The following is a 26,125-nucleotide window of genomic DNA, read 5'->3' on the forward strand; positions in this document are numbered from 1 at the left end:
CACCGCGGGAGACCCCGCCGCCGACCATGACCTCGGCCAAGATCGTGGTGGCCGGTGGTTTCGGTGCGGGTAAGACGACGTTCGTCGGTTCGGTGTCCGAGATCGTGCCGCTGACCACCGAGGCGATGATGACGGACGCCAGCACCGGCATCGACAACCTCGACGCGACGCCGAACAAGGCCACCACCACGGTGGCCATGGACTTCGGCCGGGTATCCCTGGACGCGGACCTCATCCTGTACCTGTTCGGCACCCCGGGCCAGCAGCGGTTCTGGTTCATGTGGGACGACCTGGTACGCGGCGCCATCGGCGCGGTGGTGCTCGCCGACACCCGGCGGCTCGCCGACTCGTTCGCGCCGGTCGACTTCTTCGAGGACCGCGGCCTGCCCTACATCGTCGGCGTGAACACCTTCGACGGCGTGCTGCACCACGACCTCAACGACGTGCGCGAGGCGCTCTCGATCGACCCGAGCATCCCGATCGTCCGCTGTGACGCCCGGGATCGCGAGTCCACCAAGCAGACGCTGATCACGCTGGTCGAATACGCCATGCGGCAGTGGATCGCCCTGCGCTCGGCCGGAGCCCGCTGAACCCGATCACTCGACTTCACTGGCGGGAGGCGTCCGGGAAGCGGCCCACCGCGCCGCGATCGGTGACCGGGCGCGGTCGCCCGCGGACGTTCTGTTCCCCCGAGATCCGGCGCCGCGCGGATCGTTACCGGAAGGCGTCGGCGTGCTCGGCCGCCCAGCCGGCGAAGGTGCGCGCCGGTCGCCCGAGGATCCTTTCCACCGCGGGCGAGACCGTGTAGGCCGCCGGCGGCGGATTGCCCGCCCAGGTCGCGAGCACGTCGACCAGTTCCTCGGCGATCCCTTCGGCGAGCCAGCGTTCGCGCGCCTGCGCCTCGGTGAGCTCGGCGAACTCCAGCTCGCGGCCCAGCGCGGTGCCGATCGTGGCCAGCCGCTGCCGCGGGGTCAGCGCCTCGGGGCCGGTCAGGTGGTAGGTCTGCCCGGCGTGCCCCTCCTCGACGAGCGTCGCCGCCGCCACCGCGCCGAGGTCGTCCTCGTGGATGACCGCATTCGGCACGCTGCCGAACGGCGCCTCGACCAGGCCTTCGGCGCGGATCGAATCGGCCCAGGCCAGGGCGTTGCTCATGAAGTCGACGGGCTGCAGCCGGGTCCACGCCAGCCCGGCGTCCGCGACGGCCCGTTCCACCGGCCCCACCTCGCCGTTCCACAGGATCGTGACGTGCCGGACCGCGGCTCGCACGGCCAGTTCGGCGATCTCGGGGCCGGTCCGCAGGGTGGCGTAGTCGTCCCCGCCGACGGTCAGCAGGTGCACGCCGGTGACACCGTCGAAGGCGGCGCCGAGCGTGTCCGGGGCGGTGAGGTCACCGGAGACGACCTCCACTTCCGCGGGCAGCCCGGCCCGATCCGGTTTGCGGCTGAGCGCGCGCACCCGCTGCCCCCTGCGCAGGAGGTGCGCCACCACCTGGCGTCCAGCGTTCCCGGTCGCGCCGGTCACGAGATAGGTCATGGTCCCCAGTCCTTTCGTCGGCTAGGGGTTCGAACCTAGGACCTCAACAATTGTTCAGGTCAAGGTGAGACCTCCGTCACCGGGTGACCGCGCTTCTAAATAGTAGGAAGTCCTAGTATTTTGGAGGGATGAGCAGTGAACTGCACCGGCCGGTGAACCCGGTTCGCTTCGTGACCGCGTCGAGCCTCTTCGACGGCCACGACGCGTCGATCAACATCATGCGGCGCATCCTGCAGTCGCAGGGGGCCGAGGTGGTGCACCTGGGGCACAACCGCTCGGTCGACGAGGTCGCCACCGCCGCGATCTCGGAGGACGTGCAGGGCGTGGCCATCAGCGCCTACCAGGGCGGGCACGTCGAATACTTCAGCTACCTGGTCGAGCTGCTGAACGAGCGCGGGGCCGGGCACATCAAGGTCTTCGGCGGTGGTGGCGGCGTCATCGTGCGCGAGGAGATCGACCTGCTGCATTCGCGGGGTGTCGCGCGGATCTTCTCGCCCGAGGACGGGTACGAGATGGGCCTGCCCGGCATGATCAACTCGATGATCAAGGCGTGCGACGTCGACCTCGCCGCCGAGGCGCCGCGCACTCCTGACCAGCTGCTCTCCGGGGACGTGCCCACGCTCGCCCGGGTCATCACCCAGCTCCAGCGGGAAGTGCTGCCGCCGGACTGGCTGACCGCGATCACCGAGGCGGCCAAGGCGCGCACGGTGCCCGTCCTCGGCATCACCGGCACCGGTGGTTCCGGCAAGTCCTCGCTCACCGACGAGCTGATCCGCCGGTTCCGGCTGGACCAGGAGGACAAGCTGCGCATCGCCGTGCTGGCGGTGGACCCGTCCCGCCGCCGCGGGGGCGGCGCGCTGCTCGGCGACCGTATCCGGATGAACTGCCTCGATGGCTCCCCGGTGTACTTCCGCTCGCTGGCGACCCGGACCACCAGCGGCGAGATCCCGGCGGGGCTGTCCGAGTCGATCCTCGCCTGCAAGGCGGCGGGCTACGACCTGGTGATCGTGGAGACGCCCGGGATCGGCCAGGGCGACGCGGGCATCGTGGACTACGTCGACCAGTCGCTGTACGTCATGACGCCCGAATTCGGCGCCGCGTCGCAGCTGGAGAAGATCGACATGCTCGACTTCGCCGACGCGGTGGCGATCAACAAGTTCGAGCGCCGGGGCGCGGAGGACGCCCGGCGCGACGTGGCCCGCCAGCTGGTGCGCAACCGCGAGGCGTTCGGCTCGGCGCCCGAGGACATGCCGGTGTTCGGCACGAGCGCGGCGAAGTTCAACGACGACGGCGTCACCGCGCTGTACCAGCACCTGCGCGACGCGCTGGCCGAGCGCGGGTTATCGGTTTCGGCCGGGGTGCTGCCGCGGGTCGAGGGCAAGGTGTCGACCGACGCCAGCACGATCATCCCGGCCAACCGGACGCGCTACCTGGCCGACATCGCCGAAACCGTGCGCGGTTACCACGAGGACACCCGGAAGCAGGCCGCCGCGATCCGCAGGCGGGCGCAGCTCACCGCGGCGCGGGACGCCCTGGCCGCCGACGGCGCGGACACCGAGCCGATCGAGCGGCTGCTGACCGACGCCGAAGCCGAGGTCGACGCGGCCACCACGAAGTTGCTCGAGCACTACGCCGAACTGGCCGAGTCCTATCGCGGCGAGGAACTCGTCGTGCGGATCCGGGACAAGGAGCTGCGCACCCAGCTCTGGCGGGAAACCCTGTCCGGCAGCAGGATTCCGCGAGTGGCGCTGCCGCGCTACACCGACGCGGGCGAGCTGTACTCGTTCCTGCGCCGCGAGCACCTGCCCGGCTACTTCCCTTACACCGCGGGCGTTTTCCCGTTCAAGCGGGAGGGGGAGGACCCGGCGCGGATGTTCGCCGGGGAGGGCGACGCGTTCCGGACGAACCGCCGGTTCAAGTACCTGTCCGCGGATTCCGAGGCGAAGCGGCTGTCCACCGCGTTCGACTCGGTCACGCTCTACGGGCACGACCCGCACACGCGGCCGGACATCTACGGCAAGATCGGCACGTCCGGGGTGTCCATCGCGACGCTCGAGGACATGAAGGTGCTCTACGACGGGTTCGACCTCACCGCGCCGAGCACCTCGGTGTCCATGACGATCAACGGCCCCGCGCCGACGATCCTGGCGTTCTTCCTGAACACCGCGATCGACCAGCGCTTCGACGCGTTCCGCGCGGAGCACGGCCGCGAGCCGAGCGCGGAGGAGGCCGCGGAGCTGCGGGAGTGGGCGCTGCGCAACGTGCGCGGCACCGTGCAGGCGGACATCCTCAAGGAGGACCAGGGCCAGAACACCTGCATCTTCTCCACCGAGTTCTCGCTGCGGATGATGGCCGACATCCAGGAATGGTTCATCGAGCACGGGGTGCGCAACTTCTACTCGGTGTCGATCTCCGGCTACCACATCGCCGAGGCCGGGGCCAATCCGATCTCGCAGCTGGCGTTCACCCTGGCCAACGGGTTCACCTACGTCGAGTCCTACCTCGCGCGCGGGATGGACGTGAACGACTTCGCGCCGAACCTGTCGTTCTTCTTCTCCAACGGGATGGACGCGGAGTACTCGGTGCTGGGCCGGGTGGCGCGGCGGATCTGGGCGGTCGCGATGCGCGAGCGGTACGGGGCGAACGAGCGGTCCCAGAAGCTCAAGTACCACGTGCAGACCTCCGGCCGCTCGCTGCACGCGCAGGAGATGAGCTTCAACGACATCCGCACCACGCTGCAGGCGCTCTGCGCGCTGTACGACAATGCGAACTCCTTGCACACCAACGCTTTCGACGAGGCGATCACCACGCCGAGCCAGAGCTCGGTGCGCCGCGCGATGGCCATCCAGATGATCATCAACAAGGAATGGGGCCTGTCGAAGAACGAGAACCCGTTGCAGGGCGCGTTCATCATCGACGAGCTGACCGATCTGGTGGAAGAGGCGGTGCTGACCGAGTTCGACCGGATCTCCGAACGCGGCGGCGTGCTCGGCGCGATGGAGACCGGGTACCAGCGCGGCAAGATCCAGGACGAGTCGATCTACTACGAGCGGCTCAAGCACGACGGTTCGCTGCCGATCATCGGCGTCAACACGTTCCGGAACCCGAACGCCGACGCCGACGAGGTGGAGGTCGAGCTGGCGCGGGCGACCGAGGAGGAGAAGAAGTCCCAACTGGACCGGCTGGCCGACTTCCAGCACCGGCACGCCGACGAGGCCCAGCAGGCGCTGAAGACCCTCCGCGAGGCGGCGACCCGCGGGGACAACCTCTTCGGCGTGCTGATGGACGCGGCGCGGGTGTGCTCGCTCGGCCAGATCACCGAGGCGTTCTTCGAGGTGGGCGGCCAATACCGCCGCAACGTGTGACCCCGCTGCCCCCGGAAGTGCTGCCACTTCCGGGGGCAGTTCGCCGGGACGGGAACAAACTCCGGACGCCCCGGGTTGGCCCATGACATGGACTTCGGTGTTCTGACATTCGTGACCGACGAAGGCATCCGGCCCGCCGCCTTGGGGAAGGCCCTGGAGGAGCGGGGTTTCGAATCCCTGTTCATCGCGGAGCATTCCCATATCCCGGTGAAACGGGAGACGCCTTACCCCGACGGCGGCGAGATGCCCAAGATGTACTACCGGACCCTGGACCCGTTCGTCACCTTGACCGCGGCCGCGGCGGTGACCACCGACCTGCGTCTGGGCACCGGCGTCGTGCTGCAGATCCAGCGTGACGTCATCCACACGGCGAAGGAGGTCGCCTCGCTGGACCTGGTCTCCGGTGGCCGGGTGCTCTTCGGCATCGGGGCGGGGTGGAACCGCGAGGAGATGCGCAACCACGGGACGGATCCGCGCAAGCGGGGCGCCCTGCTGAACGAGCAACTGGCGGCGTTGAAGGAGATCTGGGCCAACGACGAGGCCGAGTTCCACGGGGAGCACGTCGACTTCGATCCGATCTTCCAGTGGCCGAAGCCGGTGCAGACGCCGCATCCGCCGATCTACGTCGGCGGCGACAGCCCGGCCGCGCTCAACCGCCTGGCCGCCTACGGCAACGCGTGGTTCCCCTCCAGTCAGGTCACCCCGGAGCGGATCCGCGAGGTCCGCGCCGAACTGGCCGACAAGGGGCGCACCGACGTGGAGTTCACGATCCCCGGGTTCGATCTCGGCGCGCTGGACGCCTACGCCGAGGCGGGCGTGAACCGGATCGTCCACTTCATCGAAGACCTGCCCGAGGACCAGATGCTGCGCAAGCTCGACGAACTGGCCAAGTACAACGACCGGTGACGGGGGACGAGGCGCCGCCTGGGGGCGGCGCCTCGGGGTGCGTTGCCGGAGGTGCCTCCTCCGGCAACGCACCCGCGGGGAATACCGGCCCGTCGGCGCGTGTTCGCTCGACACATGAAGTTCGGCATCGCGACATTCGTGACAGACGAAGGAATTCGGCCCGCCGCGCTGGGGAAAGCCGTGGAGGAAAGGGGTTTCGACGCCCTGTTCGTCACGGAACATTCGCACATTCCGGTCCGGCGGGAATCGCCGTATCCCGCCGGCGGGGAACTGCCCGCGTATTACTACCGGACGGTCGACCCGTTCGTGACCCTCGCCGCGGTCGCCTCGGTGACCTCCGGCCTGCTGCTCGGGACCGGCGTCCTGCTGCAGATCCAGCGCGATGTCATCCACACCGCGAAGGAGGTCGCCTCGCTCGACCTGATCTCCGGCGGCCGGGTCGCCCTCGGCGTCGGGGCCGGGTGGAACAAGGAGGAGATGCGCAACCACGGCACCGATCCGCGCAAGCGCGGCGCCCTCCTCAACGAGCAACTGGCGGCCCTGAAGGAGATCTGGACCAAGGACGAGGCCGAGTTCCACGGCGAGTTCGTCGACTTCGATCCGATCTTCCAGTGGCCGAAGCCGGTGCGGAAACCGCATCCGCCGATCTTCGTCGGCGGCGAGAGCCCGGGCGCGCTCGCCCGGCTCGCCGAACACGCCGACGGCTGGCTGCCGCATGCCTACGCCGACGCCGCGCAGCTGCGCCGGGTGCGTGCGCGACTCGAGGAGCGGGGCCGGACCGGACTGGACTTCACCGTCTTCGGCGCGAGTACCGATCGGGCCAAACTGGACGACTACGCCGAGGGCGGCGCCGACCGCGTGACGTTCCTGTTGCCGACCCTGCCGGAAGACGAGACGCTCGCCAAGCTCGACGAGTTCGCCGAGGTGGCCGAAAGTGCCATATGAAGATCGCCCGCGGTTCGGGGTAGGTTGAGTTCCGGAGTGGGAAACACCAGGTGAGAAGGATTGGATCAGCTCGTGAGTGAAGTTCAGATCGGCATTGCGGCGGCGTTGGAGCAGTTCTCGCCGCGGGAGTCCGTGCGCCTGGCCGCGCTGGCCGAGCAGCACGGGTTCTCCGGGCAGATGGCCGCGGACCACTTCCAGCCGTGGGTGCCGGCGCAGGGGGAGGCCTCGTTCGTGTGGAGCGTGCTGGCCTCGCTCGCCGAGAACACCACCGGTGACCTCGGTCCCGGCGTGACCTGCCCGTCGTTCCGGCTGCACCCGGCGATGGTGGCGCAGGCCGCCGCGACGCTGGAGGCCACCTACCCGGGCCGGACGTGGCTGGGCATCGGGTCCGGTGAGGCGCTCAACGAGCACATCATCGGCGGCTACTGGCCGGAGGCCCCGGAGCGGGTGCGCCGGATGTTCGAGGCGCTGGAGATCATCAACAAGCTGTTCACCGGCAAGGACGTCAAGCACAGCGGCGAGTTCTTCAAGCTGCACACCACGCGGCTGTGGACCCTGCCGGACGCGCCGCCGCCGATCTACATCGCCTCGGCGGGCCCGTACACCTCGCGCAAGACCGGTGAGCTCGCCGACGGGCTGATCACGCCCGGCGCGTCGCTGGAGAAGCTGGCCGGGATCCTGGACAACTTCGGCAAAGGCGCGAAGAAGGCCGGGAAGGACCCGGACAGCATGCCGAAGCTCCTGCAGGTGCACCTGTCCTGGGCGAACACCGACGAGGAGGCGTGGCAGAACGCCCTGAACCAGTGGCCGAACGGGGGCATGAAGTTCCCCAAGGCCGACGTCCGGTCGCCGTTCGACTTCGAGCAGATGGCCAAGCTCGTGCGCCCCGAGGACTTCGAGGGCCGGATGGTCGTCTCGTCCGATCCGGACGTTCACCGCGCCGCGCTGCAGAAGTTCGTGGACGCCGGGTTCAACCGCATCTACGTCCACAACGTCGGCCGCAACCAGGACGAGTGGATCGAGGTCTTCGGCCGCGAGGTGCTGCCGAAGCTCACCGCGTAGCGGCGGACCCTACTTGCCAGTAGGGTTCGGTGCATGGCGATCACCCCGGCCGCGGTCGAGTTCGATTCCCACGGTTCGCCCTGCGCGGGCTTGCTCTACCGGCCCGAGGGTGGCGGCGCCGCTCCGGTGGTGGTGCTCGGCCACGGTCTCGGCTGCGTCAAGGAGATGCGGCTGACCGCCTACGCGGAACGGTTCGCCGAGGCGGGGTTCGCCGCGCTGGCCTTCGACTACCGGTTCTTCGGGGCCAGCGGCGGCGAGCCCCGGCAACTGCTCGACATCGGCGCCCAGCTCGAGGATTGGGCGAGCGCGCTGGATTTCGCCCGCTCGCTCGACGGCGTGGACACCGATCGCGTCGCGATCTGGGGCAGTTCCTTCGGCGGCGGGCACGTGCTGGAGGCCGCCGCGCGGGACGGCCGGGTCGCGGCGGTGGTTTCGCAGTGCCCGTTCACCGACGGACCCGCCTCGACGCTGGCGCTGGGCCCGCGGTCGGCGGCGCGGGTGTCGATCCGCGCGCTGCGCGACGAACTCGCCCGCGCGGTCGGCCGCGCCCCGGTGCGCGTGGGGCTGGCCGGTCCGCCGGGCTCGGCGGCGCTGATGACCGCTCCCGACGTGGTGGAGGGCTACTTCCGCCTGGTGCCCGAGGGACAGCCGTTCACCAACGAGGTGGCCGCTCGCGTCGGTCTGCGCATCCCGCTGTACCGGCCCGGCCGCAGGTTCCGTTCGCTGCGGTGCCCGGTGTTCGTCGCGGTGTGCGACCGGGACACCGTCGCCCCGCCGCGCGCCACGCTCCGGGCGGCGCGCCGGGGGCGGACCACCGAGGTGCGCCGCTACCCGGTCGGGCATTTCGACATCTACGTCGGCGCGGCGTTCGAGCAGGCCGTCACCGACCAGATCGACTTCCTGCGGCGGCACCTGCTGGCGCGCTGAACCGCTCAGAAAGCGGGGAACGCCGCGCCGGAGGGGTGGAACGGTTCCCGCTCGCCGCGGAAGGCGACCGAGCACCGGGCCACCGCACCGGGCCGCAGTTCCTCGACCCGGCCCGCGGCCGCGAGGGACGCGAACGTCGTGCCGCCCAGGTACACCGCGCCCAGTTCGGCCGGCGACAGCCGCAGCTCGGCGGCGTTCCGGGTGCGTTCGCAGGTGACCGAGTCACCCTCGGCCCGCAGCCGCCAGCGCCCGGAGTTCCACGGGCAGCAGGCGTCCTCGACCTCGAAGACCACGTCGAGCGGCGTCGCGTACCGGCGGGCCGCGAGCGCCCGGCCGACGTCGACCAGCCGCACCCACAGGTTGTCGACCACGTTCGCGCGCAGGACGCGGGGGTCGGTCAGCAGGTGCGGCAGCGGTTCGTCGGTCGCGCCCTCGTAGGAGATCCGGAAGTGCCCGTCGAGTTCGATCAGGAACCGCCACACCGCGGCGTAGGCCTGCCTGGTCAGCGCCGCCAGCTCGACGACCCGCACCTCGCTCACGTCGCCGGTCTCGTCCCATTCGGGTTTGAGCCGGTAGAGCGCGTACCCGGTGACCGCGCCGCCCGGCTCGGAGTGCACGGCGAAGCGCAGCGAGGTCGCGCCGTCGCGCACGTGCTCCTCGTCGTACAGGCGGGCGTCCCAGAACCGGCCCGGCCGGTCGACCCAGCCGACCGAGCCGAGGCGGGCCGTGTCGTAGACCTTCTCGACCAGCGGCCGGGCCTCGTCGCGCTCGAGCAGCCGGATGGTCCCGCCGCCGAGGTCGGCATCGGAGCGCACGCGCAGGAACCGCTTGTCCCCGCGGTACCGGGCCAGGCGGGTGGCGATGCCGTAGCCGAACCGGCCGTAGATGGTCGCTTCGGCGGCGTTCAGCGCGGCGACCGGTTCGCCGGAGGTGTGCAGATCGGCGAACTGCCTGCGCATCAACGAGGTGAGGATGCCCCGCCGCCGGTGCGTGGGGGCGACCGCGACCAGCGTGACCCCCGCGACCGGCAGCACGGCGCCGGGAACGGTCATCGACCGCGGGAAGATCGCCGCGCCCCCGACGATCGCGTCACCGTCGAACGCGGCGAGGGCGCGGTCGAACTCCAGGGTGGTCCGCGCGTTGCGCAGGGCCCCTTCGCGCCAGTCCTGGCCGTACACGTTGCAGGTCATTCGCGCCCACGGCACGAACTCGGGCTCGCGGATCGGGCGGAGCGGGTACGGATCTGCCACCCCGCCTGTGTAACCGACCGCGCGCCGCGGCGCGATCGAATTACTTGTCCAGGAGCAGGTGGACCGAGAGCTCGAGGCGGTTCGCCACGTCGGCCGCGGAGGCGCGGCGGGTCACCCAGGCCACCAGGTTCGCCATCCACACGTCCGCGATGAGGTGGAAGATGTCCCGGTCCGCCTCGGTGGGCTCGTCGATGCCCATCGCCTGGGCGAACATGTTCTCCATCAACCGCCCGACCTGCTCCACCTCGGCCGCCGCGGTGGTGTCGGCGAACATGAACGCGCGGACCATCGCCTCGGTCAGGTGGGGGTCGCGCTGCATCATCCGGGTGTTGCGGCCGAGCACGAAGATCAGCCGCTCGCTCGGGGTGTCCCCGGGGATGGCGATGCGCTCCAGCTTGTCGTGCGCGCGCTCGAACTCCCGCGCGAGCCCGGACACCAGCAGGTGGATCTTGGACGGGAAGTACCGGTACAGCGTGCCCAGCGCCACATCGGCGCGTTCGGCGACCGCGCGCATCTGCACCGCGTCGTAGCCGCCCTTGGCGGCCAGGGCCAGGGTCGCGTCGATGATCCGCTTGCGGCGGTCACGCTGCGCCGCGGAACCCAGCTCCTCGTTGCTGATCGCGCTGATTCCGTTGGCGCCCCGCCCCTTGGACTGGGTGGGCGACTTCGGCTTGCCGGCCATCGACAGGTCCCCCTGTATCCGGAACTTGTTTCAGTTTCGCAGCGTAGCGTACCCAACTCCGTGCTGTGTTCAAGTCGCGGGTTTTTCGGTGGAAAACTGAAACACGTTCTATAATGACCATGCCGTCGCCCGTGCGCCGCCGAGGAGGACCCGTGCCGATCGCGATCACCGAGGAACAGCGCGCCCTGGCGGCGTCGATCCGCTCCTGGGCGGCGAACCGGCATCCGGTGGAGTTCGCGCGCGGCCCGGAACGGCACGCGGACCTGCGCGGCGAACTCGCCGGGATCGGCCTGTTCGCGATCGCCGTGCCGGAGGACCTGGGGGGCGCCGGGGCCGGGGTGGCCGACCTCGCCGCCGGGCTGGAGGAGGCCGCGGCCGCGCTCGTGCCGGGGCCGCTCTTCGGCAGCCTGCTGGCCGGGCTCTTGCTGCCCGAGGGCTCGCCGATCGCCCACGCACTGGCCGCCGACCTCGCCGAGGGCGAAGCGCACGCCGCCGTGGCCCTCGACCCGGGCACCGCGACCGCCACCGCGACCGCGGACGGATACGAAGTGCGCGGCCGCGTCGGCCCGGTGCTGGACGCGGACGGTTCGGCGCATCTGGTGCTCGCCGCGCGGACCGAGGGCGAACCGGTGTGGTTCGTACTCGGTCCGGACACCCCGGGGATGCGCGTCGAACCCGCCGAATCGTTCGACCTTTCGCGTTCGGTCGGCCACGTCGAACTCGCCGGAGTCCAGGTGCCGCACGCGGTCGTGCTGCCCCTGCGGGACGACCGGGTGCGCGAGCTGGCGGTGACCCTGGCCGCCGCCGAGGCCGCCGGAGTCGCGGGGTGGTGCCTGCGCACGGCGACCGAGTACGCGAAGGTGCGCGAGCAGTTCGGCCGCCCGATCGGTTCCTTCCAGGCGGTCAAGCACCTGTGCGCGGAGATGCTGTGCCGCGCCGAACTGGCCGGGGCGCTCGCCTGGGACGCGGCCCGCGCCGCCGGGGAACCCGGGCAGCACGCGCTCGCCGCGGCGGTGGGCGGGGCCCGCGCGCTGGATGCCGCGGTGGACAACGCGAAGGACTGCGTCCAGGTGCTGGGCGGGATCGGGTTCACCTGGGAACACGACGCCCACCTCTACTTGCGCCGCGCGGTCGCGCTGCGCCAGCTGCTCGGCGGTTCCGCGTGGTGGCGGGGCCGGGCGGCGACGCTCGCGCTGTCCGGCACGCGGCGGCGGCTGACCGTCGACCTGACCGCGCACCACGACGACGAGGTGCGCGCCACCGCCGCCGAGATCGCCGCCCTGCCCGAGCCGGAGCAGCGAATCCGGCTCGCCGAGACCGGTTTCCTCACCCCGCACTGGCCGGCGCCGTACGGATTGGACGCCTCGCCCGCGCGGCAGCTGGTGATCGACGCGGAACTCGACCGGGCCGGGGTGCGGCGACCGGATCTGGTCATCGGGGCCTGGGCCGTGCCGACGATCCTGGAACACGGGACGGCGGAGCAGCAGGACCGGTTCGTCGGGCCGACGCTGCGCGGCGAGATCTCCTGGTGCCAGCTGTTCAGCGAACCCGGCGCGGGCTCCGACCTGGCCTCGCTGCGCACCAAGGCGTCCAAAGTGGACGGTGGCTGGCGGATCACCGGGCAGAAGGTGTGGACCTCCCGCGCGCGGGAGGCGGACTGGGCGATCTGCCTGGCCCGGACCGATCTCGACGCGCCCAAGCACAAGGGCATCACCTATTTCCTGGTCGACATGCGCGCGGCGGGCATCGACATCCGGCCGCTGCGCGAGATCACCGGTGACGAGATGTTCAACGAGGTCTTCCTCTCCGATGTCTTCGTCCCCGATTCCGATGTGGTCGGTGCGGTCAACGGGGGCTGGAAACTCGCGCGGACCACGCTGGCCAACGAACGCGTCGCGATGGGCGGGGGATCGTCGATCGGCGAGGCGGTCGAGGACCTGCTGGAATCGGTGGGCCCGCGGCCGGATCCGGTCGTGGCGGATCGTCTCGGCGGGCTGATCGCGGACGGTTCGGCCGGTTCCCTGCTGGACCTGCGCACCACGTTGCGGCGGCTCGACGGCCAGGACCCCGGCCCGGAATCCAGTGTGCGCAAGCTGATCGGCGTGCGGCACCGGCAAGCGGCCGCCGAACTCGCGCTCGACCTGCACGGAACCGAGGGCCTCCTGGTCACCGGTTCCACTTCCCCGGTCCAGCACGAGTTCCTGCTGACCCGGTGCCTGAGCATCGCCGGGGGCACCACCCAGATCCTGCTCAACCTGGCCGCCGAACGTCTCCTCGGCTTGCCTCGAGGCTGATCTCGTGTCATGAGGGGTCCCCTCCTGACGATTTCTGCCCGGAGGGGTCCCCTCATGACACCGCGTCCCCGATTCTGTCGGGGACCCCGGCTAGCGTCCGTGACGTGCGAATCACCACCTGTACCCATGCGATCTACGTGCCCTCCGATCCGCCCCGCGAAGGCGTGCTCGCGCTGTGGGGCGGCGCCGAAGGCGGCACGCGGATCGAGCTGGCCCTGCCCGCGGGCTCCTCGTTCCGGCGCACCACAGTGGACGCTCGCGTGCTTCCGCTCGCCGAGGCGATTCCCCGGCTGCTCGGGCCGGACGCGCGGGCGAGTCCCGCGCTGGCGGCGTGGTCCGCGGCGGTGGCCGCCGGGGTGCGGCTGATCGATCGCGGGCGCCTGCAACCCGCGAGGGCGCCCGGCGGCGGGGACGGGTGGCGGGTCGGCCCGCTCGATTCCGCCGACGAGACCCGCCTGCGCGAACTGGCGGCGGCGCTGCCACCGGAGGCCCAGGCGCTCCCGCTGTCCGGGCTCAAACGCATCCGCCTGCACTCGCCGGAATCCCTGGTGCGCGCGCTGTGGGATGCCACCGCGGACTTCCTGGTCCCGGCCCGCTCGGCGGCGACGCTGCTGCTGCGGGTGGAGACCCGGCCGGACGAAACGTTCGCCGTGGTGTTCGCGTTGCGCAGTGCCGCGGATCCGAGCCTCGTGCTGGACGCGGCGGAATTCGCGGGCACCCCGCGGGCCGTGCTCGGCCGGTTCGGCGGGCAGCCGGAAACCCAGCTGCTGCTGGGGGTTCGGGGTGCGGCGGGGGCGTGGCCGCCGCTGGAGCGCGCGGCGCGGGATCCGGTGCCCGCCGAGCTCGAGCTGGACGGGGACGAGCTGGTCGACCTGTTCGTGTCCGGCCGCCGGGCCCTGGAGAAGGCCGGGATCGAGGTGCTCTGGCCCCGGGACCTGTTCGCTTCCGAGGTGAAATCACGGGCCAGCGTCCAGCCGCCGCGCAGCGGGGCCCCGCCGGTGTTCGGCATGAAGGACCTGCTGCGGTTCCGCTGGCAGCTCAGCGTGGGCGGGGAGGTCCTCGACGAGCGCGAGGTCGCCGAACTGGCCGAGGCCAAGCGGCCGATCGTGCGGCTGCGCGGGCAATGGGTGCGCGTCGACCGCGCGGTGCGGCTCAAGGCCCGCGGTTCCGAGCACGTGCTGACCACGGCCGAGGCGCTCGCGGCCACGCTCACCGGCACGCTGGAGGTCGGCGGCGAGCGGGTCGACTTCGTCCCCGACGACAGCCTGGCCGGGCTGGCCGCGCGGCTGAAGACGAGCACCGAGCGCGCGATCGAACCCGCTCCGGACCTGCGGGCGACGCTGCGCCCGTACCAGCGCACCGGGCTGGCGTGGCTGGCCACCATGACCGAGCTCGGTCTCGGCGGGTGCCTGGCCGACGACATGGGGCTGGGCAAGACGATCCAGCTCATCGCGCTGCACCTGCACCGCCGCGCGCTCGCCGCCGGGCCCACCCTGGTGCTCTGCCCGACTTCGTTGCTGGGCAACTGGGAACGCGAGCTCACGCGGTTCGCCCCCGCGGTTCCGGTGCGCCGGTTCCACGGCGACGGGCGCCACCTGGACGGCCTCGCGCCCGACGAGGTGGTGCTCGCGACGTACGGGGTGCTGCGCCGGGATCGTGCGCTCGCGCGGGTGGACTGGGGCCTGGTGGCGGCCGACGAGGCACAGCACGCGAAGAACCCGCGTTCGGCCACCGCGGCCGCGCTCCGCGGGGTGCCCTCCGCCGCGCGCGTGGCGCTCACCGGCACGCCCATGGAGAACCATCTCACCGAACTGTGGTCCATTGTGGACTGGACGACACCCGGCCTGCTCGGTTCGCTGGATCATTTCCGGCGCAAGGTCGCCCGGCCGGTCGAGCGCGGCGGCGATCCCGCGGTCGCCGAGCGGCTGGCCGCCACGGTCCGGCCCTTCCTGTTGCGGCGCAAGAAAACCGATCCCGACATCGCGCCGGAGCTGCCGCGCAAGACCGAGACCGATCGGTTCGTACCGCTCACCACCGAGCAGGCGACCCTGTACGAGGCCGTGGTGCGGGAGAACCTCGCGATGATCCGGGCGGCGGCGGGGGTGCAGCGGCGGGGCCAGGTGCTCAAGATGCTCACCGAGCTCAAGCAGATCTGCAACCACCCCGCCCACTTCCTCAAGCAGGACGGCCCGCTGAAGGGCAGATCGGGGAAGCTCAACGCCTTCGACGAACTGCTCGACGTCGTGCTCGGGGCCGGGGAGAGCGTGCTGGTGTTCAGCCAGTACGTGCGGTTGTGCCGGTTGCTGGAGGCCAGGCTGGCCGAGCGCGGGGTGACCGCCGCCCTGCTGAGCGGGGCGACGCCGCCCGAGCGGCGGGAGGATCTGGTCCGCCGGTTCCAGGCCGGGGAGACGCCGGTGTTCCTGCTGTCGCTCAAGGCCGGCGGGGTCGGGCTCAACCTCACCCGGGCCACCCAGGTGATCCATTACGACCGGTGGTGGAACCCGGCCGTGGAAGATCAGGCCACCGATCGCGCGTACCGCATCGGCCAGGACCGCGCGGTGCAGGTGCACCGGCTGATCGCCGAGGGCACGCTGGAAGAACGGATCGCCGGCCTGCTCGAGCGCAAACGCGACCTCACCGAATCCGTGGTCGGCGCGGGCGAGAACTGGATCACCGAACTCACCGACGACGAACTCGCCGACCTCGTCCGTCTCGGCGGTGACCGATGACCCCAGTTACCGGCGGGCGCGGTCGTGAGTGTTTCGACCGGTTAGAACCGGTCTGTCCACTCACGACCGGGCGTGGGCCCATTCCAGGAAGCGCTGGACGCCGCGGACCACGTGGGCGCTGCGGATCGACGGGAAGATGTCGAACGCGTGCTGGGCCCCGGACAGTTCCGCGTAGGCCACCGGTTCGCGGGCCACCTCGCGCAGCCGCCGGACGAACTCCCTGGCCTCGCGCACCGGCACGAGCGAGTCCCGTTCGCCGTGGATCACGAAGAACGGCGGCGCCTTCTCGGTCACCCGGTCCAGGGGTGAGGCGGCGATGTAGTCGTCGAGGAACTCGACCGGATCCTTGCCCACGACGTACCGGGCCAGCAGGGTCTTGAGGCGGGTCGAACTCGCCCGGGAGCCGCTGGTCGCGGCGAAGTCGTACACGCCGTAGTGCGGCGCGCAGGCCTGGATCGTGGTGTCGGCGTCCTCGAAACCGGGTTGCAGGCCCTGGTCGTCCGCGGTGAGGGCGAGCAGCGCGGACAGGTGCCCGCCCGCCGAACCGCCGGTCACCGCGAGGAACGAGGGATCACCGCCGTGCTCGGCGATGTTCTCCCGGATCCAGGCGACCGCGCGTTTGGCGGCGACGATGTGCTCGGGCCAGCGGGCCGCCGGGGAAAGGGGGTAGTTGATCGCCACGCACACCCAGCCGCGTTCGGCCATGTGCAGCATGAGCGGCAGTCCCTGCTGGTCCTTGTTGCCGATCATCCAGGCGCCGCCGTGCACCTGCAGCAGCACCGGGCGGCCGGTCACCTCCTCGCGGGGGCGATAGATGTCGAGGAGGAAGCGTTTGCCACCGGGGGCGTAGGCGATGTCGCGGGTCCGGCGCACCCGGGGGTTGCGCATCCGGAACGGCAGCGCGAGCTGCCCCCACGGCGTCGCCAGATCGGCCGGGTCCGGCGGGTGCTCGAGCGCGCCCTCGTAACCGGGGCCCAGCGCCTCGACCAGGGCGTTCTCCACCTCGCCTCGGGCGCGTTGCGAGGACGCGATGAGGGCCCCCAGACCGGCCGTGGTGAGCGCGGACAGCGCCAGCCCGATCCGGTCGGCGCGCGTGCGGGCGCCGTGCCGGGCCAGGTGGGCGGCCGTGTCGGCCAGGTTCAGCGCGAGCAGGTGCGGGGCGAGTTCGCCGGTGAGCCAGCCCGCGAAGAACGCCGGAATCGCCGCCCGCTCGCCGCGCACCGGGCGTAGCGCGTTGGCGGTGAGCCCGAGCTGGAGTGCCCTGCGGGTCACGAATTTCGGCCGCATGCCGAGTGATCTTAACGGTGTAAACAAGATCGGCACAGGACGTCGCTTACGCTGGCCGCATGCAGCGACTCAGCGGGCTCGACGCGAGCTTCCTCTACCTGGAGACCTCGTCGCAGCTGCTGCACGTCTGCGCGCTGGTCACCCTGGACGGCTCGACGATGCCGGGCGGCTACGCGTTCGACCGGTTCCAGGAGCGGCTCGCCGAGCGGGTGGCGCTGATTCCGGAATTCCGGCGCAAACTGTGCAAACCGCTGCTGAACTTCACCCACCCCGGCTGGATCGAGGACGAGGAGTTCGACCTCGACCACCACGTGCACCGGATCGGCGTTCCCGCGCCGGGCGACCGCCACGAACTGGCCGAGCTGTGCGCCCACATCGCGGGCCAGCCGCTCGACCGGTCGCGGCCGCTGTGGGAGATGTACGTCATCGAGGGCCTGGCCGACGGTTCGATCGCGCTGATGGTGAAGATGCACCACGCCGGCGTGGACGGGGTCAGCGGGGCGAACCTGGTCTCGCACCTCGCCGGGCTCGCCCCGGACGCGCCGCCGCCGCGACTCGAGGACCGGCGGAACACGACCGCGCCCAACCCGCTGGCCGAGCTGCGCGAGAGCGTGACCGCACTGGTCGGGCGCCCGGTCCAGGCCGCGAAGCTGCTGCCGGGGCTGGCCGCCATGGTGCCGCGCTGGCTCGGGCGCACGCTGCGCGGCAAGGGGATGCCCGTCCCGTTCACCGCGCCGCGGACCTCGCTCAACGGCACCATCACCGGCCACCGCAGCGTGGCTTACGCCCAGGTCGACCTGGCCGACGTGAAGCGGATCAAGAACGCGTTCGGAGTGACCGTGAACGACGTGGTGCTCGCCTTGGTGGCGGGCGCGTTGCGCGAGTTCCTCGCCGAACGCGGCGAACTGCCCGCCGATCCGCTGGTCGCGACGGTTCCGGTGTCGGTGCACGAACGCACCGAACGGGCGGGCGGCAGCAACAAGGTCTCGGCGTTCTTCGCCTCCCTGCCGACGCATCTGGCCGATCCGGCGGCGCGGGTGTTCACCCTGGCCGAGAGCAACCGGGTCGCGAAGGCCCACCACCACTCCATCGACGCCGACATGCTGCAGGACTGGGCGCAGTTCGCCGCGCCGACCGTCTTCGGCCTCGCCGTGCGCGCCTACTCCGCGCTCCGGCTGGCCGAACGGCATCCGGTGGTGCACAACCTGGTGATCTCGAACGTGCCCGGCCCGCCGATGCCGCTGTACCTGCTCGGCGCGCGGATCACCGGGATGTACCCGCTGGGCCCGGTCTTCCACGGCGCGGGGCTCAACGCCACCGTGCTGTCCAACGCGGGCAAGGTCGACATCGGCCTCCTCGGCGCACGAGAACTCGTTCCAGATCTGTGGGGGCTCGCGGACGCCTTCCCGCAGGCTCTCCAGGAGCTTCTCGCGGCATCTCCGCGCGCCTGAGGCCAACCAACCCCGGGGTTGCCGGGAACCACCCGCGTGGTTAAGACTAGAACAGGTTTCAGTCCTAACGCGAGGAGCGGGTGTGGACTTCACTCTCGACGAGCACCAGCGGGACCTGGCCGAGCTGGCCAGCGGCGTCCTGCACAACGAGGTCGACCACGAGCGCGCGAACACCGCGCCCGGTTACGACGAGCGTGCTTGGCAAGCGCTGGCCAAGACCGGGCTGCTCGCGCTCGCGCTGCCGGCCGAACTGGGCGGGGACGGGCTGGGGATCGCCGAGGTCGCGGTCGTGCTCACCGAGGCAGGCCGGTGCGCCGCGCCGGTGCCCGCGCTGGCGACCCTCGCGCTCGGGGTGTTGCCGGTCAACCACCTGGGCAGCCCGGACCAGCGGGCCGAGCTGCTGCCGGAGGTCGCCGCGGGTGAGTCCCTGCTCACCGCCGCGGTGCACGAGCCGTCCACCCCGTTCCCGGCGCGGCCGCGGACCCGGGCCGTCGCGTCCGGCGGGGCGTGGCGGCTGACCGGCACCAAGACCGCCGTGCCCTACGCGGCCGCGGCGACCCGCATCCTGGTCCCGGCCTCCCTGCCCGGCGGCACCGGGATCTTCCTGGTCGACCCGGCGGCCGACGGTGTCACGCTCACCCCGTCCCGGGGCTCGGCGGGCGCACCGGAAGCCACCGTGGGCCTCGAGGGGGTCGCGGTCGCCGAGCAGGACCTGCTCGCCGAACGGGCGCCGGGCGAATCGATCGCCGTCCTGCACCGGTACGCGCTCGCGGGGGCGGCCGCCCTCGGCGACGGCGTGCTCGCCGGCGCGCTCAAGCTCACCACCGAGCACGTCGGGAGCCGCAAGCAGTTCGGCAAACCGCTGGCCACGTTCCAGGCGGTGGCGCAGGAAATCGCGGAGGTCTACATCGCCGCGCGCACGGTGCGGCTCGCCGCGCTGTCCGCCGCGTGGCGGCTCTCGGCGGGCCTGGACGCCGACGCCGATCTCGACATCGCCGCGTACTGGCTGGCCGAAGAGGCGCCGCGCGCGCTCGCCACCTGCCACCACCTGCACGGCGGGCTCGGCGTGGACATCACGTATCCGCTGCACCGGTACTACGCGCTGACCAAGGACCTCGCCCGGTTCCTCGGCGGCGCGGCGCACCGGCTGGGCAAGCTCGGCGAACGGGTGGGATGAGCATGCATCTGGAACTGACCGCGCGGCAACGGGAACTGCGCGCCGAACTGCGCCGGTACTTCGCGGGCCTGATCTCGCCGGAGGAGCGCGTGGAACTGCTGCGCGAGCGGCACGGCGAGACCTACCGGGCCATCGTGCGCCGGATGGGCGCCGACGGCTGGCTCGGCGTGGGCTGGCCCGCCGAGTACGGCGGCCGCGGCTTCGGCGAGATCGAGCAGCACATCTTCGTCGACGAGGCGGCGCGGGCCGACGTCCAGTTGCCCTCGGTGACCCTGCAGACCGTCGGCCCGACCCTGCAGGCGTTCGGCACCGAGGCGCAGAAGGCGCGGTTCCTGCCGAAGATCCTTTCCGGCGAGGTGCATTTCGCGATCGGCTACAGCGAACCGGACGCCGGCACCGATCTGGCGTCGCTGCGCACCTCCGCGGTGCGCGACGGCGACGAGTACGTGGTGAACGGGCAGAAGATCTTCACCACCGGCGGCCACGACGCCGACTACATCTGGCTCGCCGTGCGCACCGACCCCGAGGCGCCGAAGCACCGGGGCATCTCGATCCTGATCGTGGACACCAGCGATCCCGGCTACTCGTGGACGCCGATCATCACCTGCGACGGCGCGCACCACGTCAACGCCACCTACTACTCGGACGTGCGGGTGCCTGCGGATCTGCTGGTGGGCGAGGAGAACCGGGGCTGGAAGCTGATCACCACCCAGCTCAACCACGAACGCGTCATGCTCGGCCCGGCCGGGCGGATCGGCGGCCTGTACGACCGGGTCCGCGAATGGGCGGCCACCCGGAAGGCCCCCGACGGCACCGCCCTGCTGGACCTGCCCGACGTGCGCGCCGCGCTCGCCGAAACCCTGGCCACCGTGCGGATCAACGAGCTGCTCAACTGGCAGGTCGCCGCGTCCGCGTCGAACTCGCCGGTCGAGGTCGCGGACGCGTCGGCGACCAAGGTCTTCGGCTCGGAACGGATCCAGCGGATCGGCCGGTTGCTGGAGGAGATCGTGGCCCGGCACGGCGACCTGGCGGATCCGGAGACGGCCGAACTCACCGAATGGCTGGACGTGCTGGCGAAACGAAATCTCGTGCTCACCTTCGGCGGCGGGGTCAACGAGATCCAGCGCGAACTGATCGCCACCGCGGGCCTGGGACTGCCGAGGGTGCCTCGATGAACACCGCCGACGTACTCACTACCGCGGAGGCGGCAATCAACACAGTCACCGAAGCGGCCGAACGCATTGCCGCACAAGGAAAATCCTCGCCGCGCCCGGGCCGGGACCCGGTCAACCAGGCGATGGTGAACAACTGGGTGGAAGCCCTCGGCGACGCGAACCCGGTGTACACCGATCCGGAGTTCGCCGCGCAGTCGGTGCACGGCGGTCTGGTCGCCCCGCCCGCGATGGCGCAGGTGTGGACGATGAACGGGCTGCACGGGTACCGCGCGGCCGACGACCCGCTCGGCGCCATGATGACCATTTTGGACGAACAGGGCTTCACCTCGGTGGTGGCCACCAACTCCGAGCAGACCTACCACCGCTACCTCCGCCACGGCGAGCACGTGTCGGGGTCGATCGAGCTGGAGAGCGTGGTCGGACCCAAGCGCACCGCGCTGGGCGAGGGCTGGTTCGTGACCACCCGCACCACCTGGTACGTCGGCGACGAGGTGGTGGCCGAGATGCTGTTCCGGGTGCTCAAGTTCCGGCCCCCGGGCGCCGAGCCGGAACCCGCACCGGAAACCGGCGACTCGAAGATCATCGAGGCCGGGGAGCGGGCCGCCGGGGTGCTGCGGCCGGTGATCAGCCGGGACACCGAGTTCTTCTGGGCGGGCACCCGCGCCGGGGAGCTGCGCATCCAGCGCTGGGGCGACACCCTGCGGCATCCGCCCGGCCCGATGCCCCCGGACGGCGATCTCGGCGCCACCCCGGACTACGTGGTGGCCAGCGGCCGCGGCACGGTCTACAGCTACGTCGTGCACCACCACCCGAAGGTGCCGGGCAAGCAACTGCCGTTCGTGATCGCCCTGGTCGAACTGGAGGAGGGCGTGCGCGTGCTCGGCGAACTGGTCGACGCGGGGCCGGACGCCGTGCGTGTCGGGCTGCCGGTCGAGGCGGTCTTCCTGCGCGTCGACGACGAACTGACCCTACCGGCCTGGAGGGCCCTGCCATGACACGTTCGCCAAGGACATTGCGTGCGGCCGACGTCGTGGTCGGCACCGAACTCCCGCCGCTGACCATCGAGGCGACCCCGACCTTCGTGGTGAGCACCGCCCTGGCCACCCGGGACTTCCAGGACGTCCACCACGACCGGGACTCGGCGGTGGCCCGGGGTTCGAAGGACATCTTCCTCAACATCCTCACCGACACCGGGCTGGTCCAGCGGTACGTGACCGACTGGGCGGGCCCGGAAGCCCTGGTCCGCTCGGTCAAGATCCGGCTCGGGGTCCCGTGCTACGCCTACGACACGCTGACCCTGTCCGGCCGGGTGACCGAGAAGACCGGCGCCGAGCTGGTGGTCGCGATCTCCGGCCGGGACAGCCTCGGCGAGCACGTCACCGGGACGGTCGGCGTCACGTTGCCGGAGGAGCGAGCATGAGTCTCAGCGGAAAGGCGGCGATCGCCGGGATCGGCGCCACCGAGTTCTCCAAGGACTCCGGGCGCAGCGAGTTGCGGCTGGCTGCCGAGGCCGTGCTGGCCGCGCTCGGCGACGCCGGGCTGCGACCGTCCGATGTGGACGGACTGGTGTCGTTCACCATGGACGGCAACAGCGAGATCGCGGTGGCCCGCGAACTCGGCATCGGCGAGCTGACCTTCTTCAGCCGCATCCACTACGGCGGCGGAGCGGCCGCCGCGACCGTGCAGCAGGCGGCCCTGGCCGTGGCGGCCGGGGTCGCCGACGTGGTGGTGGCCTACCGGGCGTTCAACGAGCGTTCCGGGCACCGGTTCGGGCAGGTCTCCGCCGCGGCCGCGCAGCAGGTGAACTCCTCGGGGGTGGACAACAGCTTCCACTACCCGATGGGCCTGGCCACGCCCGCCGCGACGGTCGCCCTGTCCGCCCGCCGGTACATGCACGAATACGGCGCCACCAGCGCGGACTTCGGCCGGGTCGCGGTGGTCGACCGCGCGCACGCGGCCACCAACCCGAACGCGTGGTTCCACGGGAAGCCGATCACGCTGGAGGACCACCAGGCGTCCCGCTGGGTCGCCGAGCCCCTGCACCTGCTCGACTGCTGCCAGGAGAGCGACGGCGGCGTGGCCCTGGTGATCACCAGCGTGGAGCGCGCCCGCACGCTGCCGCGGCCACCGGTCGTCATCGCGGCCGCCGCGCAGGGCAGCGGCACCGACCAGTACGTGATGACCAGCTACTACCGCGACGACCTCGCCGCGCTGCCCGAAATGGGCGTGGTGGGCCGGCAGCTCTGGGCGCAGTCCGGTATCGGACCGTCCGATGTGGATGTGGCCGTGCTCTACGACCACTTCACCCCGTACGTGCTGATGCAGCTGGAGGAACTGGGCTTCTGCGGCCGGGGCGAGGCCAAGGACTTCATCGCGGGCGACACCTTGGAACTCGGCGGCGCGCTCCCGCTCAACCCGCACGGCGGGCAGCTCGGCGAGGCCTACATCCACGGCATGAACGGCATCGCCGAAGGGGTGCGCCAGATCCGGGGGACCGCGGTCAACCAGGTCGCGGATGTCAAGCACGTTCTGGTCACGGCGGGTACCGGCGTCCCGACCAGTGGTCTGGTCCTCGCGCGCTCTTCGTGACCCGGATGGCCGCCTCGCGGTACTGTGACTGGCAGTGACACATCTGACGCGTGAGTCACCTGCCTGCGGGCTAGGCCATCTGGCCGACGCCTGTCAGGGTGTGGGGGAAGTCCAGCGACGCGGAGCGAGGCGCATCATGGCAAGCCGGGACCGACTGGAACAGAGAGCCACCTTCTGCGGACAGGGCACCTGCGGTTGCCGGGAGCTCAAGTCGTTCGTCATCCCCGCGTCTTAGGGACTTCGGCGCAGATCCATGCATGGCCCGGTAGTCGTCGCGTGGGTGCTCACCGCGGTCTTCCTGCTGATCACGTTCCCCTGCGTGCACCGGCTGGTCTCGCTCGACTACGGCCGCCTCGGCGCCGAGGTGCGCCACGGCGATCTCGCCGAGCTGATGTTCGTCCTCGGTATGGTCGCGATGTTCTCGCCGGTCGGCGGCCCGATTCCGGTGGCCGGCTGGCAGGTGGTGTTCGGCGGCGCCGCGGTGTGGTTCGCGGTGTCCTGGTGGCGCTCGCGCCGCGCCGGACGCGGTCACGAACTCAGCGCGCATCACGCGGTTTCGGCCGTGGTGATGCTGTACATGGTCACCGCCATGCCGCACGACACCGCGACGCACGGCCCCTGGCTGAACATGTCCACTATGGACGGTTCGGCGTGGCCGCCCGTCGCGGTGCTGGGCGCGGTGTATTTCTTCGTCGACGCCGCCCGATCCGGGCTGCGCGCGATCAGGCCCGGCGACCCCGGGCCGCGGGAGCCGGGACTGCTGCCCCGGACGGCCTCCCGCAGCATCATGGGACTGGGCATGGGATACATGCTGCTCGTCGCCTTGTGAGAGAAGGGAGATCGGGATGACCGGCAGGTTCCGGACCGAGGAGGACTCCCTCGGCAGGGTTCTGATCCCCAGCGACGTCTACTACGGCGTGAAGACCGAGCGCGCCCGGCAGAACTTCGCGGTCTCCGGCCAGACGCTCGGTGATCAGCCCACCTTCGTCGCGGCGATCGCGCAGGTGAAGAAGGCCGCCGCACTCGCGAACCTGGATGTCGGGGTGCTGCGCGAACCGGTGGCGGACGCCATCTGCCAGGCCGCGGACGAGGTGATCTCCGGGTTGCTCGGGCGCGAGCAGTTCCCGGTCGACGTGCTCAGCGCGGGCGGCGGCGTCTCGCCGAACGTGAACGTCAACGAGGTGCTCGCGAACCGGGCCAACGAACTGATCTCCGGCCGCCGCGGTTACGAGTTCGTGCACCCGATGAACCACGTGAACGCGGGACAGTCCACTGCGGACTGCATTGCCACCGCGGTGAACATCGCGCTGCACCAGGACATCCTGCGGCTCGTCGACGCGGTGCGCTATCTCGCCGAGGTGCTGGAGCAGAAGAGCGCGGAGCACCGGGAGTCCGTCAAGCTTTCGCACAGCTACCTGCAGGGCGCCGTGCCGGTGACCTTCGGCCAGGCGTTCGGCGCCTACCTCGCGGTGGCCCGGCGCGGGATCGACCGGCTCACCGACGCGGCCGACTCCTGCCTGGACGTGCCGATGGGAGGTTCGGTGGCGGGCACCGGTTTCGGGGTCGGCGCGGGCTATCTCGAACGCATCTACCCCCGGCTGCGCGAGACGACCGGACTGCCGCTGCGGCGGCATCCGAACTTCTTCGACGCCTTCCAGAACGGCGACGTCTTCCAGTACATCTCCGCGATCTTCAAGGCCCTGGCCAGCGGGCTGGTCAAGGTCGCGAAGGATCTGCGCATCATGGCCACCGGGAACCACGTCGGCAACGGCGAGATCCGGCTGCCCGCGGTGCAGGCCGGATCGCCGTTCGCGCCGGGGGAGGTGAGCCCGGTGATGGCCGATCTGGTGGTGCAGGTCGGTTTCCAGGTGTGCGGGAACGACGCGGCGGTCACCATGGCCGTGGAGGGCGCCGAACTGGACTACAACGCGTGGAACGCGGTGATAGCCAAAAACCTGTTCGATTCGGCCGGGCTGCTCACCAACGCGATGCCGTTGTTCGCCGACCGCTGCCTGCGCGGGCTCGAGGTCGACGTGGAGCAGACCCGGCATACCGCCGAAGCTTCCCTGGGACTGTCCGCGATCGTGAGCGGGGTGTACGGCAACGACGCCGGTGCGCGGGTGGCGCAGCACGCGGCGCAGCACGGGATGTCGATCAAGGACGCCGTGGTGGAACTGGGCATCGCACCGCGGGACACCGCGGAACGGCTGCTCGATCCGGTGATGCTGGCCGATCCGGAGCGCAGTTCGGCGTTGCTGGACACCATGGTCGGCGAGCACCGCGCCAGCACGGCCGAACTGGTGCGGAGGCTGCCGTCCGAGGTCCGGCTGGCCATCTTTCAGGCTACGGTCGCGGTGGCCCGGGCCGATGCGGTGATCTGCCGGCAGGAGGAGCAGGCGCTGTCCGTGGTCGCCGACGCGCTCGGCCTGTCCGGGACTCCGCTGCCGCCGGTGGGCCGGTTGCCCGCGGACCTCAGCCGGCTCGACCGGTCCGACCGGGAGCTGGTGTACGCCTGCGCCGCCTGGCTGGCCGGGGCGGATTCGGTCACCGACGAGGCCGAGGCCGAGCTGCTCGCCGAGTTCGCGGAGATCCTGGGCCTCGCCGAGGACGTCGCGGAGGCGCTGCACGCGAAGGTGGACGCGCTGCGTGCCGAGTACCGCCAGTACGTGCCGCGCACCGAACAGCTGCCGTGGTGGGAGGAGTTCGGCGAGCTGCTCCGCCGCCTGCACGACCACGCCGTGCAGCCCGGCTGA

General features: G+C 71.2%; 20 protein-coding genes. 16 read left to right on the plus strand and 4 right to left on the minus strand.

The window, feature by feature from the left end:
* The first annotated feature begins 26 nt into the window (after positions 1 to 26).
* Positions 27 to 590: a GTP-binding protein gene (locus tag FXO23_RS08965; RefSeq protein WP_158883066.1), complete on the plus strand. Its 564-nt coding sequence runs from the start codon at positions 27 to 29 to the stop codon at positions 588 to 590.
* Positions 591 to 714: 124 nt separating this feature from the next.
* On the opposite strand, the gene FXO23_RS08970 is transcribed toward FXO23_RS08965, so the two are convergent.
* The gene (locus FXO23_RS08970) at positions 715 to 1,533 is read right to left on the minus strand and encodes an NmrA family NAD(P)-binding protein (protein ID WP_158882801.1); all 819 of its coding nucleotides are present in this window, start codon (positions 1,531 to 1,533) and stop codon (positions 715 to 717) included.
* Positions 1,534 to 1,661: 128 nt separating this feature from the next.
* Here FXO23_RS08970 and icmF point away from each other — a divergent pair, with 128 nt between their 5' ends.
* The 5 genes from icmF to FXO23_RS08995 all read left to right on the plus strand — a co-directional run bounded on the left by icmF (position 1,662) and on the right by FXO23_RS08995 (position 8,738).
* Positions 1,662 to 4,898 (plus strand): fused isobutyryl-CoA mutase/GTPase IcmF, encoded by a 3,237-nt coding sequence (gene icmF / locus FXO23_RS08975; protein ID WP_158882803.1) that lies wholly within the window; start codon positions 1,662 to 1,664, stop codon positions 4,896 to 4,898.
* 87 nt (positions 4,899 to 4,985) lie between these two features.
* Positions 4,986 to 5,804: an LLM class F420-dependent oxidoreductase gene (locus tag FXO23_RS08980; RefSeq protein WP_158882805.1), complete on the plus strand. Its 819-nt coding sequence runs from the start codon at positions 4,986 to 4,988 to the stop codon at positions 5,802 to 5,804.
* 114 nt (positions 5,805 to 5,918) lie between these two features.
* The gene (locus tag FXO23_RS08985; RefSeq protein ID WP_158882807.1) at positions 5,919 to 6,749 is read left to right on the plus strand and encodes an LLM class F420-dependent oxidoreductase; all 831 of its coding nucleotides are present in this window, start codon (positions 5,919 to 5,921) and stop codon (positions 6,747 to 6,749) included.
* Between the two features lie 72 nt (positions 6,750 to 6,821).
* Positions 6,822 to 7,811, plus strand: coding sequence for a TIGR03557 family F420-dependent LLM class oxidoreductase (locus FXO23_RS08990; RefSeq protein ID WP_158882809.1), 990 nt, complete (start codon positions 6,822 to 6,824; stop codon positions 7,809 to 7,811).
* Between the two features lie 33 nt (positions 7,812 to 7,844).
* The gene (locus FXO23_RS08995) at positions 7,845 to 8,738 is read left to right on the plus strand and encodes an alpha/beta hydrolase (protein ID WP_158882811.1); all 894 of its coding nucleotides are present in this window, start codon (positions 7,845 to 7,847) and stop codon (positions 8,736 to 8,738) included.
* Positions 8,739 to 8,743: 5 nt separating this feature from the next.
* Here FXO23_RS08995 and FXO23_RS09000 read toward each other — a convergent pair whose 3' ends face one another.
* Positions 8,744 to 9,988, minus strand: a complete 1,245-nt coding sequence (locus tag FXO23_RS09000) for a GNAT family N-acetyltransferase (RefSeq protein ID WP_158882813.1) — start codon at positions 9,986 to 9,988, stop codon at positions 8,744 to 8,746.
* Positions 9,989 to 10,028: 40 nt separating this feature from the next.
* Complete coding sequence (gene kstR, locus FXO23_RS09005; RefSeq protein ID WP_158882822.1) at positions 10,029 to 10,670, minus strand: cholesterol catabolism transcriptional regulator KstR; 642 nt, start codon at positions 10,668 to 10,670, stop codon at positions 10,029 to 10,031.
* Positions 10,671 to 10,822: 152 nt separating this feature from the next.
* Between kstR and FXO23_RS09010 the strand changes: the two genes are divergently transcribed.
* Both FXO23_RS09010 and FXO23_RS09015 read left to right on the plus strand, forming a co-directional pair.
* Positions 10,823 to 12,964, plus strand: coding sequence for an acyl-CoA dehydrogenase family protein (locus FXO23_RS09010; RefSeq protein ID WP_179956724.1), 2,142 nt, complete (start codon positions 10,823 to 10,825; stop codon positions 12,962 to 12,964).
* A 104-nt stretch (positions 12,965 to 13,068) separates the two neighbouring features.
* Positions 13,069 to 15,693 (plus strand): DEAD/DEAH box helicase, encoded by a 2,625-nt coding sequence (locus FXO23_RS09015; RefSeq protein ID WP_158882826.1) that lies wholly within the window; start codon positions 13,069 to 13,071, stop codon positions 15,691 to 15,693.
* A 60-nt stretch (positions 15,694 to 15,753) separates the two neighbouring features.
* Here the strand turns inward: FXO23_RS09015 and FXO23_RS09020 are convergent, their stop codons facing one another.
* On the minus strand, positions 15,754 to 16,980 hold the full coding sequence (locus FXO23_RS09020; protein ID WP_158882828.1) for an alpha/beta hydrolase: 1,227 nt from the start codon (positions 16,978 to 16,980) through the stop codon (positions 15,754 to 15,756).
* A 59-nt stretch (positions 16,981 to 17,039) separates the two neighbouring features.
* Here FXO23_RS09020 and FXO23_RS09025 point away from each other — a divergent pair, with 59 nt between their 5' ends.
* From FXO23_RS09025 to FXO23_RS09060, 8 genes are all read left to right on the plus strand, one after another.
* Positions 17,040 to 18,431 carry a WS/DGAT/MGAT family O-acyltransferase gene (locus tag FXO23_RS09025; protein ID WP_158882830.1) on the plus strand — a complete coding sequence of 464 codons (1,392 nt, stop codon included), beginning with the start codon at positions 17,040 to 17,042 and terminating at the stop codon, positions 18,429 to 18,431.
* An 82-nt stretch (positions 18,432 to 18,513) separates the two neighbouring features.
* Complete coding sequence (locus FXO23_RS09030; RefSeq protein WP_158882832.1) at positions 18,514 to 19,608, plus strand: acyl-CoA dehydrogenase family protein; 1,095 nt, start codon at positions 18,514 to 18,516, stop codon at positions 19,606 to 19,608.
* 2 nt (positions 19,609 to 19,610) lie between these two features.
* Complete coding sequence (locus tag FXO23_RS09035; RefSeq protein WP_158883070.1) at positions 19,611 to 20,783, plus strand: acyl-CoA dehydrogenase family protein; 1,173 nt, start codon at positions 19,611 to 19,613, stop codon at positions 20,781 to 20,783.
* Positions 20,780 to 21,778: a bifunctional MaoC family dehydratase N-terminal/OB-fold nucleic acid binding domain-containing protein gene (locus tag FXO23_RS09040; protein WP_158882834.1), complete on the plus strand. Its 999-nt coding sequence runs from the start codon at positions 20,780 to 20,782 to the stop codon at positions 21,776 to 21,778. The genes FXO23_RS09035 and FXO23_RS09040 overlap by 4 nt, the downstream gene beginning before the upstream one ends.
* Positions 21,775 to 22,203 carry a MaoC family dehydratase gene (locus FXO23_RS09045; protein WP_158882836.1) on the plus strand — a complete coding sequence of 143 codons (429 nt, stop codon included), beginning with the start codon at positions 21,775 to 21,777 and terminating at the stop codon, positions 22,201 to 22,203. Before FXO23_RS09040 ends, FXO23_RS09045 begins: the two co-directional genes overlap by 4 nt.
* Positions 22,200 to 23,372, plus strand: coding sequence for a lipid-transfer protein (locus FXO23_RS09050; RefSeq protein ID WP_158882838.1), 1,173 nt, complete (start codon positions 22,200 to 22,202; stop codon positions 23,370 to 23,372). The genes FXO23_RS09045 and FXO23_RS09050 overlap by 4 nt, the downstream gene beginning before the upstream one ends.
* A 253-nt stretch (positions 23,373 to 23,625) precedes the next feature.
* A complete protein-coding gene (locus FXO23_RS09055; RefSeq protein ID WP_158882840.1) occupies positions 23,626 to 24,201 on the plus strand; it encodes a DUF5134 domain-containing protein in 576 nt (191 codons plus the stop codon).
* 16 nt (positions 24,202 to 24,217) lie between these two features.
* On the plus strand, positions 24,218 to 26,125 hold the full coding sequence (locus FXO23_RS09060) for a lyase family protein (protein ID WP_158882842.1): 1,908 nt from the start codon (positions 24,218 to 24,220) through the stop codon (positions 26,123 to 26,125).

It is taken from the genome of Amycolatopsis anabasis (genome assembly GCF_009765355.1).
Taxonomy (GTDB): Bacteria; Actinomycetota; Actinomycetes; order Mycobacteriales; family Pseudonocardiaceae; genus Amycolatopsis; species Amycolatopsis anabasis.

Coding starts and splice junctions, on each gene's coding strand:
- FXO23_RS08980 (WP_158882805.1), top strand. CDS start 4,986: ATGGACTTCGGTGTTCTGACATTCGTGACCGACGAAGGCATCCGGCCC.
- FXO23_RS09020 (WP_158882828.1), bottom strand. CDS start 16,980: ATGCGGCCGAAATTCGTGACCCGCAGGGCACTCCAGCTCGGGCTCACC.
- FXO23_RS08970 (WP_158882801.1), bottom strand. CDS start 1,533: ATGACCTATCTCGTGACCGGCGCGACCGGGAACGCTGGACGCCAGGTG.
- FXO23_RS09060 (WP_158882842.1), top strand. CDS start 24,218: ATGACCGGCAGGTTCCGGACCGAGGAGGACTCCCTCGGCAGGGTTCTG.
- icmF (WP_158882803.1), top strand. CDS start 1,662: ATGAGCAGTGAACTGCACCGGCCGGTGAACCCGGTTCGCTTCGTGACC.
- FXO23_RS09040 (WP_158882834.1), top strand. CDS start 20,780: ATGAACACCGCCGACGTACTCACTACCGCGGAGGCGGCAATCAACACA.
- kstR (WP_158882822.1), bottom strand. CDS start 10,670: ATGGCCGGCAAGCCGAAGTCGCCCACCCAGTCCAAGGGGCGGGGCGCC.
- FXO23_RS09025 (WP_158882830.1), top strand. CDS start 17,040: ATGCAGCGACTCAGCGGGCTCGACGCGAGCTTCCTCTACCTGGAGACC.
- FXO23_RS08995 (WP_158882811.1), top strand. CDS start 7,845: ATGGCGATCACCCCGGCCGCGGTCGAGTTCGATTCCCACGGTTCGCCC.
- FXO23_RS08965 (WP_158883066.1), top strand. CDS start 27: ATGACCTCGGCCAAGATCGTGGTGGCCGGTGGTTTCGGTGCGGGTAAG.
- FXO23_RS09045 (WP_158882836.1), top strand. CDS start 21,775: ATGACACGTTCGCCAAGGACATTGCGTGCGGCCGACGTCGTGGTCGGC.
- FXO23_RS08985 (WP_158882807.1), top strand. CDS start 5,919: ATGAAGTTCGGCATCGCGACATTCGTGACAGACGAAGGAATTCGGCCC.
- FXO23_RS09050 (WP_158882838.1), top strand. CDS start 22,200: ATGAGTCTCAGCGGAAAGGCGGCGATCGCCGGGATCGGCGCCACCGAG.
- FXO23_RS09035 (WP_158883070.1), top strand. CDS start 19,611: ATGCATCTGGAACTGACCGCGCGGCAACGGGAACTGCGCGCCGAACTG.
- FXO23_RS09055 (WP_158882840.1), top strand. CDS start 23,626: ATGCATGGCCCGGTAGTCGTCGCGTGGGTGCTCACCGCGGTCTTCCTG.